The sequence below is a fragment of the Micrococcus sp. genome, assembly GCF_030523875.1.
Taxonomy (GTDB): Bacteria; Actinomycetota; Actinomycetes; order Actinomycetales; family Micrococcaceae; genus Micrococcus.
Genome location: NZ_JAUNHR010000065.1, coordinates 1 through 12,248, shown reverse-complemented (window position 1 = coordinate 12,248; position 12,248 = coordinate 1). Strand labels below are relative to the sequence as shown.

11 protein-coding genes are annotated in these 12,248 nt (G+C 75.0%); 8 read left to right on the top strand and 3 right to left on the bottom strand.

Annotation, left to right across the window (positions count from 1 at the left end; translation table 11 throughout):
• Positions 1-2,013: acetate--CoA ligase (acs, locus tag Q4D18_RS08940; protein WP_303127475.1), on the top strand; the 2,013-nt coding region annotated here is incomplete at its 5' end.
• A gap of 76 nt (positions 2,014-2,089) precedes the next feature.
• Here acs and Q4D18_RS08935 read toward each other — a convergent pair.
• Complete coding sequence (locus Q4D18_RS08935) at positions 2,090-2,980, bottom strand: siderophore-interacting protein (protein ID WP_303127473.1); 891 nt, start codon at positions 2,978-2,980, stop codon at positions 2,090-2,092.
• Positions 2,981-3,173: 193 nt separating this feature from the next.
• Here Q4D18_RS08935 and Q4D18_RS08930 point away from each other — a divergent pair, with 193 nt between their 5' ends.
• The 3 genes from Q4D18_RS08930 to Q4D18_RS08920 are packed head-to-tail and all read left to right on the top strand — an operon-like array spanning position 3,174 to position 6,152.
• A complete protein-coding gene (locus Q4D18_RS08930) occupies positions 3,174-3,725 on the top strand; it encodes a YceI family protein (protein ID WP_303127471.1) in 552 nt (183 codons plus the stop codon).
• Complete coding sequence (locus Q4D18_RS08925; RefSeq protein WP_303127470.1) at positions 3,722-5,224, top strand: MDR family MFS transporter; 1,503 nt, start codon at positions 3,722-3,724, stop codon at positions 5,222-5,224. Before Q4D18_RS08930 ends, Q4D18_RS08925 begins: the two co-directional genes overlap by 4 nt.
• A gap of 4 nt (positions 5,225-5,228) precedes the next feature.
• Entirely contained in the window at positions 5,229-6,152 is a 924-nt protein-coding gene (locus tag Q4D18_RS08920; RefSeq protein ID WP_303127469.1) for a DMT family transporter, read from the top strand.
• Here Q4D18_RS08920 and Q4D18_RS08915 read toward each other — a convergent pair.
• Entirely contained in the window at positions 6,130-6,933 is an 804-nt protein-coding gene (locus tag Q4D18_RS08915) for a DUF1648 domain-containing protein (RefSeq protein WP_303127467.1), read from the bottom strand. The two genes, Q4D18_RS08920 and Q4D18_RS08915, sit on opposite strands and share 23 nt — an antisense overlap.
• A gap of 100 nt (positions 6,934-7,033) precedes the next feature.
• On the opposite strand from Q4D18_RS08915, the gene Q4D18_RS08910 reads away from it, so the two are divergent.
• The 3 genes from Q4D18_RS08910 (at position 7,034) to Q4D18_RS08900 (ending at position 9,691) form a co-directional block, all read left to right on the top strand.
• Positions 7,034-7,576: a metallophosphoesterase gene (locus Q4D18_RS08910; protein WP_303127465.1), complete on the top strand. Its 543-nt coding sequence runs from the start codon at positions 7,034-7,036 to the stop codon at positions 7,574-7,576.
• 232 nt (positions 7,577-7,808) lie between these two features.
• A complete protein-coding gene (locus Q4D18_RS08905; protein ID WP_303127477.1) occupies positions 7,809-9,179 on the top strand; it encodes an O-acetylhomoserine aminocarboxypropyltransferase/cysteine synthase family protein in 1,371 nt (456 codons plus the stop codon).
• Entirely contained in the window at positions 9,176-9,691 is a 516-nt protein-coding gene (locus tag Q4D18_RS08900; protein ID WP_303127463.1) for a CoA-binding protein, read from the top strand. Before Q4D18_RS08905 ends, Q4D18_RS08900 begins: the two co-directional genes overlap by 4 nt.
• A gap of 89 nt (positions 9,692-9,780) precedes the next feature.
• Here the strand turns inward: Q4D18_RS08900 and Q4D18_RS08895 are convergent, their stop codons facing one another.
• A complete protein-coding gene (locus Q4D18_RS08895; protein WP_303127461.1) occupies positions 9,781-10,833 on the bottom strand; it encodes a hypothetical protein in 1,053 nt (350 codons plus the stop codon).
• Positions 10,834-11,060: 227 nt separating this feature from the next.
• Between Q4D18_RS08895 and hutG the strand changes: the two genes are divergently transcribed.
• Positions 11,061-12,053: a formimidoylglutamase gene (gene hutG, locus Q4D18_RS08890; RefSeq protein ID WP_303127459.1), complete on the top strand. Its 993-nt coding sequence runs from the start codon at positions 11,061-11,063 to the stop codon at positions 12,051-12,053.
• The last annotated feature ends 195 nt before the right edge of the window (positions 12,054-12,248 follow it).

The following is a 12,248-nucleotide window of genomic DNA, read 5'->3' as shown; positions in this document are numbered from 1 at the left end:
CACCCGGGCCGGCCGGCGGGCGTGCCGCACGGCGGCCGCGGCGACGGCGCGGAGGTCGCCGAGGCGGACCGCCTCGCCTTCTGGGAGGCCGTGGGGCGGCGCCTGAGCTGGGACGAGGACTTCACGTCCGTGCAGGACATCGCGCCGGCGGACCCGGCCGCCGAGCGCGGACCGGAGATCCGCTGGTTCGCGGACGGGAAGCTCAACGTGGCGGCGAACTGCGTGGACCGGCACGTCGCGGCCGGCCGCGGGGAGAAGGTGGCCCTGTACTTCGAGGGCGAGCCCGGGGACCGCCGCGCCGTCACCTACGCCCAGCTGCTGGCGGAGGTCTGCCGGGCCGCGAACGCCCTGGAGGAGCTGGGCATCCGAGCCGGGGACCGCGTCGTCGTCTACCTGCCCGTGCTCGTGGAGACCGTGGTGATCGCGCTGGCCTGCGCGCGCATCGGCGCCGTGCACTCCCTGGTGTTCGGCGGGTTCTCCGCGGACGCGCTGCGCTTCCGGGTCGAGGACACCGGCGCGAAGCTGCTGGTCACCACGGACGGCCAGTTCCGCCGCGGGAAGGCCGTGCCGGTGAAGGCGAACGCGGACGAGGCGGTGTCCGGGGACAACGCGATCGAGCACGTCCTGGTGCTGGACCGCACCGGCCACCGGGACATCCCGTGGACCGAGGGGCGGGACGTGTGGTGGCACGACGTCGTGGACCGCCAGCCGGAGACGCATGAGGCGCCGTCGTTCGACGCCGAGCACCCCCTGTTCGTCATGTACACCTCCGGCACCACGGGCCAGCCCAAGGGCCTGGTGCACACCTCGGCCGGGTACCTGGCCGCCGCCTCCTGGACGCACGACCTCCTCTTCTCGCACCCGGACGTGACGCGGCGGGAGAGGGACGTGCACTGGTGCACCGCGGACCTGGCCTGGGTCACCGCGCACACCTACGAGATCTACGGGCCGCTCTCCAACGGCGTCACCCAGGTGATCTACGAGGGCGTGCCCAACGCCCCGCACCCGGGCCGGCACTTCGAGGTGATCGAGCGCTACGGGGTGACCAGCTACTACACGGCCCCCACGCTGATCCGCTCCCTCATGGGCTGGCACCCGGACGGCATCCCCGCCACCGCCGACGGCGGCCCGGACCTGTCCTCGATCCGCCTGATCGGCACCGTGGGCGAGGCCGTGAACCCGGAGGCCTGGGCGTGGGCGCGCACCCAGATCGGCCGCGACGCCCTCGGCCCCGGCGACCCGCGCGACGGCTCCGCGGGCGTGCCCATGGTGGACACCTGGTGGCAGTCCGAGACCGGCTCCACCGTGATCTCCCCCCGCCCCACGGACACCGTGTTCAAGCCCGGCTGCGGCTCCCGCCCCCTGCCGGGGCTGGACGTGGCCGTCGTCGACGACGACGGCGCACCCGTCCCCACGGACGTGCAGGGCAGGATCGTGGTCACCCGCACCTCGCCGTCGATGGCGCGCACCGTGTGGGGGAACCCGGAGCGGTTCTTCCACTCCTACTGGGAGGACCACGCGGAGCAGGGCTGGTTCCTGGCCGGCGACGGCGCCAAGCGGGACGCGGACGGGGACGTGTGGATCCTGGGACGCATCGACGACGTCATCAACATCTCCGGGCACCGCCTGTCCACCATCGAGATCGAGTCCGCGCTGGTGTCCCACCCCGAGGTGATCGAGGCGGGCGTGTGCCCGGTGCCGGACCCGACGACCGGCCACGCCGCCGTCGCCTTCGTGGTGGCCCACGAGCGCTGGCTCGCCGGCGCCCACGACGCGGCGGCCGCCGAGCGGGCCCAGGAGCTGCGCGCCCACGTGGGCCGCGTCATCGGCCCGGTGGCCAAGCCGGCCGAGGTGGTGTTCGTCCCGGACGTGCCCAAGACCCGCTCCGGCAAGATCATGCGCCGCCTGCTCACGCAGCTGCACCAGGGCACCGCGCTCGGGGACACCACGAGCCTGCAGAACGAGCCGTGCATCGCGCAGATCGCCGACGTCATGGCCGCCCGCCGCGGCTGACCCCCAGGCGCTTTCGCTGACGCAACGGGGACCCTCGGGGCGCTTCCGCTGACACTCCGGGAGCCGCCCGGGCGGCTCAGCCCCCGGTGGCGCCGTCGTCGAAGATCTGCCCGACCGGCGTGCGCTTCTCCGCCTGGAACGCGTCCTCGGCGCGGCCGTGCGCCCAATACGCGGATACCGAGAGCGCACGGCGATCGATCCCGCGCACGTCCGTCAGGTGGGCCCGCGCCCGCTTGACCTGCTCGCGCTCGCCGTGGACGAACACCTGCACGCGGCCCTCCCGCCAGTCCAGCCCCTCGAGCGCGGCCGCGAACAGCGAGGTCTCCGGGGTGAACGGGCCGCCGCGGTGCAGCCACCGCACCTCGACGCCGGCCGGGGCCGTCAGGTCCAGCTCGTCCTCCGGGCCGGCCACCTCCACCAGCGCGACGCCGACCGCCGCCGGGGCGGTCGCGGCCAGGTCCTCGAGGGCCGCCGCGATCGCCGGGAGCGCGGACTCGTCGCCGGCCAGCAGGTGCCAGTCCGCCTCGGGGTCCGGGCGGTACATGCCGCCGGGGCCGTGGAACGCCACCTGCTGCCCCACCGGCAGGGAGGCAGCCCACGGGCCGGCGAGGCCGGCGTCGTCGTCGCCCTCCGCTCCGTGGACCACAAAGTCCACGTCCACCGTGCCCGCCGCCTCGTCCACGGACCGCACCGTGTAGGTGCGGGTCACCGGCATCTGCTCGGGCGGCAGGCGCTCGCGCAGGGCGTCCATGTCGTAGGGCGGCTCGAGCCCGAGTGCGGGGTCCGCGAAGAGCAGCTTGAGGTACTGGTCCGTGGCGCCCTTCTCCGCCCACCGCCCGCGGAAGGCCTCGAACCCATCCCCGCCGAGCGTCAGGCGCACCAGGTGCGGGGTGAGGCGGCGGGCCGCCTTCACCGTGAGCACGGTCTGCGGGCGGGGCGGTCGGCCGGGGGTGGCGGGACGGGTCATGCGGGCCTCCTGGCGGTGGGTGCGGGCCGGTCGTGGGCCCACTCTGCCACGGCGGCCCCGACCCGGCGCGGGGACGGTCCGCCGGCCCCCTGTCCCGTCCCCGGGTCCCGCCCAGGGGCGTCCAGTAGCATCGAGGACCAGGCGGTCCGGGGCCCGGACCGCTCCCGTCCGCACGCGATCCACGGAGGAACCCATGACGTCACTGGCCGATCTCGCCGGAACGTGGACCCTGGATCCGGAGCACACCCGCGTCGGCTTCTCGGCGCGTCACGCGATGGTGACGAAGGTGCGCGGGGCGTTCAACGACGTCGCCGGCACCCTGGTGATCGACCCGCGGGGCCTGGAGCACTCGCACGTGACGGTCACGGCCAAGGCCGAGAGCATCGACACCCGCAACGAGGACCGGGACGAGCACCTGCGCTCCCGCGACTTCTTCGACGTCTCCGCCCACCCGGACATCACGTTCCGCTCCACCTCGATCGTGGAGCGCGGTGACTGGAGCTTCCTGGTGGTCGGGGACCTCACCCTGCGCGGGGTCACCCACGAGGTGATCGTGCCGCTCGAGCTGATCGGGGTGGACGTGGACCCGTTCGGCCTCACCCGCGCCGGCCTCGAGGGCTCGCGCCGCGTGGACCGCCGCCAGTGGGGCCTCGAGTGGAACACCCCCCTGGACTCGGGAGGCGTCCTGATCGCCGAGCGCATCACGCTGGAGTTCGAGCTCTCCCTGATCCGCGCCGCCGCGTGAGCCGCGCCCACGACGCCGGCCGCCCGCCGTCCCCTCCCCTCGTCGCCCCGCCCCTGCCCCCGGGCACCGGCCGACTGCTGTTCCTGCTGGTGGCCGCCGCGTTCGTGGTGATCCTCAACGAGACCATCATGTCCGTGGCCCTGCCCACGCTCATGGCGGAGTTCTCCGTCACGGCCGCCACCGCCCAGTGGCTGACCACCGGGTTCATGCTGACCATGGCGGTGGTCATCCCGTTCACGGGCTGGCTGCTCACCCGCCTGCCCCTGCGGGGCGTGTTCGTCCTGGCGATGTCCACCTTCCTGGCGGGCAACGTCCTGGCGGGCCTGGCCCCCGTGTTCCCCCTGCTGATCGCCGGGCGCGTGGTCCAGGCCGTGGGCACCGCGCTGATGATGCCGCTGCTGATGACCACCGTGATGAACGTGGTCCCCCTGGCCCGGCGCGGCACCACCATGGGCCTGATCTCCGTGGTCATCTCCGTGGCCCCGGCCGCCGGGCCCACCGTGGGCGGGGTGATCCTCGAGCACCTGACATGGCGGTGGATGTTCGGCACGGTGGCGCCGATCGCCCTGGCCGCCCTCGTGGCGGGATCGCTGTGGGTCCGGGACGTGACGGAGCGGCGCCGGGTGCCCCTCGACGTCGCCTCGGGCCTGCTCTCCGCCGCCGGGTTCGCCGCGCTCGTGTTCGGCCTGTCCTCGATCGGCGAGGCCGCCGCCGGCCACGCGCCGCTGCCGCCGGCCCTGCCGATCGCCGTCGGCGCGGTGCTGCTGGCCGTGTTCGCCGCCCGCCAGCTGCGGCTGGGCGACGGCGCCCTCCTGGACCTGCGGGTCCTCGCCCGCCCCGGGTACACCGTGCCCCTGGCGGTGCTGCTCGTGGGGATGATGGCGCTGTTCGGCACGCTCATCCTGCTGCCCATCTACCTGCAGTCCGTGCTGGGCTGGGACGCCCAGGCCACGGGCCTGGCCCTGCTGCCCGGCGGCCTGGTCATGGCGGCCCTGGGCTACCTGGCCGGCCGCGCCTACGACCGGGTGGGCCCCCGCCCGCTCGTGCTCCCCGGCGCCGCGCTGGCCGCCGCGGGCCTGTGGGGGTACGCGCTGCTCCTGGGCCCGACGACGACGGCCGGCCTGGTGGTGGGCCTGCACGTGACGCTGTCCGCGGGGCTGGCCCTGCTGTTCGGCCCGCTGATGACCTCCGCGCTGGGCGCCCTGGACCGCCCCCAGTACCCCCACGGCTCCGCCCTGCTCTCCACCCTCCAGCAGGTGTCCGCCGCCACGGGCACCGCCGTGTTCATCACCCTGCTGACCGTGGGCACCGCCGCCGGCCTGGACGCGGGGGCCGACCGGGCCGAGGCCACCATGCAGGGCGTGCACACCGCGTTCCTGACCGGCGCGGCGATCTTCCTCGTGGCCGTGGTCGGCACGCTCCGGGTCCGCCGGCCCGCGGCACCGGACGCCCCGGCGCCGACCCCGGCGGGCACGCCGGACGTGCCCCCGGCGGGCTGAGGCCGTGCCCCTGGTCCTGCTCGTCCTCGTCTCCCTGCTGAGCCAGCAGCTGGGCGCCTCGGTGGCGGGCCTGCTGTTCGACGACGTCGGCTCGGCCGGCATGGTCGCGCTGCGCATCGCCTTCTCCGCCGTGGTGCTCCTGCTGGTCACCCGGCCCACCCGTGCCGCGCTGGCCGGACTGGGCCGACCGGGGTGGGCCGCCGTCGTCGGGCTGGGGGCGGCGATGACCGGCATGAACCTGATGATCTACGAGGCCTTCGCCCGCATCCCCCAGGGCGTGGCGGTGACGTTCGAGGTGCTCGGGCCGCTGGCGCTGTCCGTGCTCGCGCGGCCCTCCTGGCGATCGGGGCTCTGGGCGGCGATCGCCCTGGCCGGGATCGCGGTGCTGGGCCGGGACGGGTTCTCCGCGGCCGGCGGGATCCACGGCGCGGGCCTGGACCCGGTGGGCGTGGCGCTCGCTCTGGGGGCGGCGGCGTGCTGGGCCGGGTACATCGTGATGTCCCGACGCGCGGGCACCCACCTGCCCGGCGTGCAGGGCCTGGCCCTGGCGACGGCGGCCGGGTCCCTGCTGGCCGTGCCCGTCGGCGCGGGGACGGCGGGCGCGGCGCTGCTCTCCCCCGTGGTGCTGGCGGTGGGCCTGGCGGTGGCACTGCTGTCCACGGCCGTCCCGTACGGGATCGAGATGCAGGTGCTGCGGCGCATGCCCACCGCGCTGTTCTCCCTGCTGACCTGCCTGTCCCCCGTGGCCGCCGCCCTCACCGCGTGGGCCGTGCGCGGCCAGCGGCTCGGCGGCGCGGACCTGGTGGGGATGGCCCTGGTGATCGTCGCCTGCGCGGCCGCCGTGTGGACCGCCCGCGAGCGCCCGGTCCCCGGCACGGGTCCCGGGCCGGGCGCCCGCGAGGCGGTCAGCGGGCGGGGTAGGCGCTGACCCAGGACACCAGCGGGAGGCCGACCGCGAACACCAGGACGAACCCGTTGACCAGCAGGCGCCCGGCGCGGGTGCCCACGTTGACGGTCACCCCCGTGCCGTAGCCCTCCCGCTTGGACACGAACACGTCCGCCACCTCGGGGTCGTCCATCAGGCCCGACGGCGTCCAACGGGCGTCCTCCGAGGCCTCCTCGGGCGTGGGACGCACGCCGACGGCGGCCGCGCGCTCTGCCATCCGGCGCTGCTCCCGCCGCATGATCGGGCCGATCCCGAGGAGGGCGACGGCCAGGGCCACCGTCAGCAGCAGCGGCATGACCCACCACGCCGTCGCCCCGTCGCCGCGGGTGAGCACGGAGGCGGTGCCCACCCCCGCGAGGACCGTGGTGGGGAGCAGGGTCCACCCGAGCAGGGCGGTGGCCCCGCGCGCGATGCCCTCCTGCCCGAAGCGCTGCCACGCGCTCGCCTGCCGGGGGCCCGCCATCATCCGCACCGCCCCGGCCGCCAGCGCCATGAGGGCGCAGGTGCCGAGCAGGATGATCGGCCCCAGGGCGACCGTGCCGAGGCTCGTCGCGGCCCATCCATCCGGGCGGCCGTCCGCGCCCCAGTGGGTCGGGACCTGCTCCGGCAGGGCGGGCAGCGCAAGCCAGGCCGCCAGGATGAGGCCGAGGTTGAGCAACGCCGCGGCCAGCAGCGGCAGCCAGGAGCGCCCACGGCCCGCGCGGAGGACGGCGGCGTGCGGGTCGGGAGACAGGGGTGCGGGGCTGGGGTCGGAGCGGCTCACCCTCCCACCCTATGCGGGCCATGTGCGGGCCCGGTGTCCGAGAGCCCGGAGGTGCGCGGGAGCGGGGCGGCGACCCGGCGACCGGTGCCACCATGAGGGTATGAGCTCCCCCGCCGCCGGCCCCGTCCGCCTGCTGTTGATCGCCGACACCCACATCCCGAAGAAGGCGCGCGCCCTGCCCGCCCAGGTGTGGGAGGAGGTGGCGCGGGCCGACGTCGTGCTCCATGCCGGCGACTGGGTGGACGAGGCCGTCCTGGACGAGCTCGAGGCGCGGGCCGCCCGCGTGGTGGGCGTGTGGGGCAACAACGACGGGCCCGCCCTGCGGGAGCGACTGCCGGAGGTCGCGCGCGTGGAGCTCGGCGGCGTGCGGATCGCCATGACCCACGAGACCGGAGCGGCCGCCGGACGCGAACGGCGCATGGCGGCGGCGTTCGACGACGTGGACGTGCTGGTGTTCGGACACAGCCACATCCCGTGGGACACCGTGGCCGGCCCGGAGACCGCGAACCCCGGCCTGCGGCTGCTCAACCCGGGCTCCTGCACGGACCGGCGCCGCCAGCCCGTGTGCACGCTGATGCGGGCCGTCGCGCGGGACGGGGCGCTGACGGAGGTGGAGCTGGTGCCGGTCGACCGGACCCCCTGACCCCGACCCCCCTGCGGTTTCGGTTGAGTCGTGACGGGCCATCCGCCCGGACGCCCCCGACAAGTCGACCCGCGTTGGAGAGGGGGGCGGCGCGTCCCGGCCGCCCCAGCGTGACGCCGGGTGTCGTCCGCGACTCCGCCCGCGCAGCGCCCGGACCGGAGAATGGACCCCGACGACGGCGGCCCCCGCGCCCCCCGCCCCCCCTCCGCCGGCCCCCACCCAAAGGACCCCCCTGGCAGACCACGAGGTCGGCTTCCGCACGAAGGCCCTCCACGCGGGCGCCGTGCCGGACGCCGTGCACGGCTCCCGCGCCGTGCCGATCCACCAGACCAGCTCCTTCGTGTTCGAGTCCGCGGACGACGCGGCCAACCTGTTCGCACTGCAGAAGTACGGCAACATCTACAGCCGCATCGGCAACCCCACGGTGGCGGCGTTCGAGGAGCGCATCGCCACGCTCGAGGGCGGCATCGGCGCGGTGGCCACCGCCTCGGGCATGGCCGCAGAGTTCATCACCTTCGCCGCCCTGTGCCAGGCCGGGGACCACATCGTGGCCTCGTCCAAGCTCTACGGCGGCACCATCACCCAGCTGGACGTGTCCCTGCGCCGGTTCGGGGTGGAGACCACGTTCGTGGACTCCACGGAGGCGGCGGACTTCGAGGCCGCCGTCCAGGAGAACACGAAGGCCGTGTACACGGAGATCGTGGCGAACCCGTCCGGCGACGTCGTGGACCTGCCCGGGCTGGCCGACGTCGCGCACCGCCACGGCGTGCCGCTCGTGGTGGACGCGACCCTCACGCCCCCGTACCTGATCCGCCCGATCGAGCACGGCGCGGACATCGTGATCCACTCGGCCACGAAGTTCCTCGGCGGCCACGGCACCACGCTGGGCGGCGTCGTCGTCGAGTCCGGCCGGTTCCCGTGGGACAACGGGAGGTTCCCCTCCATGACGGAGCCGGTGCCCTCCTACGGCGGCGTGTCCTGGTGGGGCAACTTCGGCGAGTACGGCTTCCTCACCAAGCTCCGCTCGGAGCAGCTGCGCGACTTCGGCCCGTCCCTGGCCCCGCAGTCGGCGTTCCAGCTGATGATCGGCGTGGAGACCCTGGCCCAGCGCATGGACGCCCACCTGGCCAACGCCCAGGCCGTGGCGCGGTGGCTGGACGAGGACCCGCGCGTGGCCTGGGTGCGCTACGCGGGTCTGCCGGACCACCCGCACCACGCACGGGCGCAGGAGCTGCTGCCCCTCGGCGTCGGCTCGGTGTTCAGCTTCGGCGTGGCCCCCGGCGAGGACGGCGACGGGCGCGCCGCCGGTGCCGCCTTCATCTCCGCGCTGCGGCTGGCCTCCCACCTGGCGAACATCGGCGACGCGAAGACCCTCGTGCTGCACCCGGCCTCCACCACGCACCAGCAGCTCACGGCCGAGCAGCTCGTGGCCGGCGGCGTGCCGGCGGACCTGATCCGCATCTCGGTGGGCATCGAGGACGCCGAGGACATCCTGTGGGACCTGGACCAGGCCCTCACCGCCGCCACGGGCCGCACCCGCGACGGCGATCCCGCCCCGGCCGACGACGCCGCCCCCGCCCCCGCGAAGGAGGACCAGCGATGAGCACCCCCCTGCCCGAGCGCACCTGGACCGGACCCGGCGCCCCCGAGCGGCTGGCGCTGCTGCGCCGCACGCGGTCCATCGCGATCGTGGGCGCCTCGGACAAGCCCGAGCGCGCCTCCTACTTCGTCGCCACGTACCTGCTGAGCTCCACCACGTTCGACGTGTACTTCGTGAACCCCGTGCTCGCCGAGGCCGGCAAGGAGATCCTGGGCCACCGGGTGTACGCCTCGCTCGAGGACCTGCCCGTGGTCCCGGACCTCGTGGAGGTCTTCCGCAAGGCCTCGGACGCCCCCGGGGTGGTGGAGGACGCCCACGCGGCGGGCGCGAAGGCGGTGTGGCTGCAGCTGGGCATCTGGAACGAGGACGCCGCGGCCCTGGCCGAGTCGTACGGCATGGACGTGGTGATGGACCGGTGCGTGAAGATCGAGCACGCCCGCTTCCACGGCGGCCTGAACCTGGCCGGGTTCAACACCGGCGTCATCTCCTCCAAGCGCCAGCCGCTGGACCGCTGAGCCCATCCCCGGGACCTGGTCTCTCCGTCTGGACCTGAGCCGCCAGCCACGGTTCTGACGGAGAGACCAGGCTGCGAAGGACGGGCCTGTCAGCGCCGCGGCACTCCGACCCGCACCAGCTCGGCCTCGAGCCGGGCAGGCGAGCGCAGGTCCGCCCACGTCCACCGGCCCAGATCCCGGACCACGCGACGCAGGCGCACCTCACGCTCCTTCTCGTGCCGGATGGCGCGCCGGCGTTCCTCCTCGGAGTCGTGCATCTGGACGTCGTACTTGGTGATCCCGTCGAACTCACCGGCCACCTGCACGTCCGGCCACCAGAAGTCGACCCGTCCCACGAACGCCCCGTCCCCGGCGTGCACGTTCCACTGCGGCACGGGCGGCACGAACCCCAGCTCATGGATCAGGACGCGGCTCAGCGACTCCCCCGGGGATTCCGACCGCGGGTCCACGAAGGCGCACGCCCGCTGGAACCGCTCCTGCGCGCGCCTCCCCTTCGGCAGCCCACCGTGGTCCCGCGCCCAGATGCCGCTCGGGCCGGGAGAGATCCGTGCAAGACGGTCGAGGGGGATGATGCTCTCGCGCAGCGGCAGGGAGGCGGCGAGCTGCAGGTGGACCGTGACGAGGGGGTCGGCCACCGCTGAGCCCAGGTCGTCGCCCGCGGCGGTGCGGATCCGCACCTGCTGTGCCCGTGCGCCCGGGACGGTCGGCCGGTTCCACGTGTGGGCGAGCGACGGCGGCACGGGGACGCCCTCCCCGACGCCGGGTGACGTCGGGCGTCGAGCGAGGGGAGACCGGCCCGGGTGGCCGCGTGTGGCGGCGCGGATGAACACGGCGTCGGGGGTGTCGGGCAGGGGGAGTCCGTGGAGGTGGGCGGCGGTCGTTCCGGTGAACACCGCCGTCGGCCTGGTCAGAGCGACCGCGGCGACCGACAGCGCGTACCGGTCCCACGGGGGCACGGCGGCCCAGACGGACACCGGGAGGTACACGCCGCGGGTGAGGCGGAGGAGGTCCCCCTTCTCCCAGGCCCGTCGGACGGCCCGTTCGAGTGTGGACCCGGCATCAGGGGGCATGCGCAGCAGGGGGCCGCGTCCGGTGTGCAGTCTCGGATGAGCGAGGCTCTCGGCGGTGGTGACGGGGCTCATGTCACGAGCGTGCACCGACGACGCGCGGGCCAGGAGCCGCGGCGCTGTGGTGGTGGACGACCGGGGGGCGGTGACTGCCTGTGCAGGACCGGTCCTGCCCCGCGGCCGACACGGCCTGAGTCATCCGTCAGAACCTGAACCGTCCGACGCGGTTCTGACGGAGAGCGGAGGTCGGACGCGTCGGCGACCGAGTTGCACCCCCCTGACGCGCGATGTGGGATGGACCCATGACCTCCGATCACCCCTCCTCCCCTGTCAGCGGCTGGTCCGGCCGCGTGGACGGCACCTCCTCCGAGCACCTGCGCTGGCACCAGGCGGTCCGCCCCGCCGACGCCGACGACGCCGCCCCCGGCCGCTCCACGGCCGTGGTCGGCTTCGCCTCCGACGAGGGCGTGCGCCGCAACGCCGGGCGCGTCGGCGCCGTCGAGGGCCCGGCCGCCCTGCGCGGCGCCCTGTCCTCCCTGGCCTTCGTGGACGGGACGGGCGCGCTCGTGGACGCGGGCGACGTCGTCGTGGAGCGCGGCAACGAGGACGCCCCCGGCGAGCTCGAGGGCGGCCAGGAGGAGCTGGCGGGCCGGGTGGCGGCCCTGCTGGACGGGCACACCCTGACGGTGGTGCTCGGCGGCGGCCACGAGACCGCCTACGCCTCCTACTCGGGCCTGGCGCGCTCGCGCCGTGTGGGCCCGGACACCCGGATCGGCATCCTGAACCTGGACGCCCACTTCGACCTGCGCGAGGCCCCCCGGCCCAGCTCCGGCACCCCGTTCCTGCAGGCCGCGCGCGCCGAGGAGGCCGCCGGCCGCGAGCTGCGCTACGCGGTGGTGGGCATCTCGGAGGCCAACAACACCCGCGTCCTGTTCGACACGGCCCGGGAGCTCGGCGCCCGCTGGCTCACGGACGAGCAGTCCCAGACCGCGGACCTGCCCAACGTGCTGCGGTTCGTGCGGGAGTTCGTCCGCGAGGTGGACGTGCTCTACCTGACGATCGACCTGGACGTCCTGCCGGCCGCCGTCGCCCCGGGCGTGAGCGCCCCGGCGGGCTTCGGCGTGCCGTACGAGGTCATCCATGCGTGCGTGCTCGAGGCGACCCGCTCCGAGAAGCTCGTGCTGGCCGACGTCGTCGAGCTCAACCCCTCCCTGGACGTGGACGGCCGCACCGCGAAGTCGGCGGCGCGCCTGGTCCACACCATCGTGACGCGGCACGCGACGCCGGCCGGCTGACCCGCCCGCCGCGTCGCCGCAGTCCTCACCGAGGCGCCCGGCGGAGAAAGTGGTCACGACACGCCGCCACGTGCGCAGGGCACGCGGCGTGTCGTGACCACAACGCCAGCCCTGACCCGTCCGCTGCACGACGACGGCCCCCTCCCGCGAGCGGGTTCTAGCGGTCCTCGCAACACCCTGGATTCCAGGAGGTTG

Coding starts and splice junctions, on each gene's coding strand:
- Q4D18_RS08935 (WP_303127473.1), bottom strand. CDS start 2,980: ATGACCCGTCCCGCCACCCCCGGCCGACCGCCCCGCCCGCAGACCGTG.
- Q4D18_RS08930 (WP_303127471.1), top strand. CDS start 3,174: ATGACGTCACTGGCCGATCTCGCCGGAACGTGGACCCTGGATCCGGAG.
- Q4D18_RS08910 (WP_303127465.1), top strand. CDS start 7,034: ATGAGCTCCCCCGCCGCCGGCCCCGTCCGCCTGCTGTTGATCGCCGAC.
- Q4D18_RS08900 (WP_303127463.1), top strand. CDS start 9,176: ATGAGCACCCCCCTGCCCGAGCGCACCTGGACCGGACCCGGCGCCCCC.
- Q4D18_RS08895 (WP_303127461.1), bottom strand. CDS start 10,833: ATGAGCCCCGTCACCACCGCCGAGAGCCTCGCTCATCCGAGACTGCAC.
- hutG (WP_303127459.1), top strand. CDS start 11,061: ATGACCTCCGATCACCCCTCCTCCCCTGTCAGCGGCTGGTCCGGCCGC.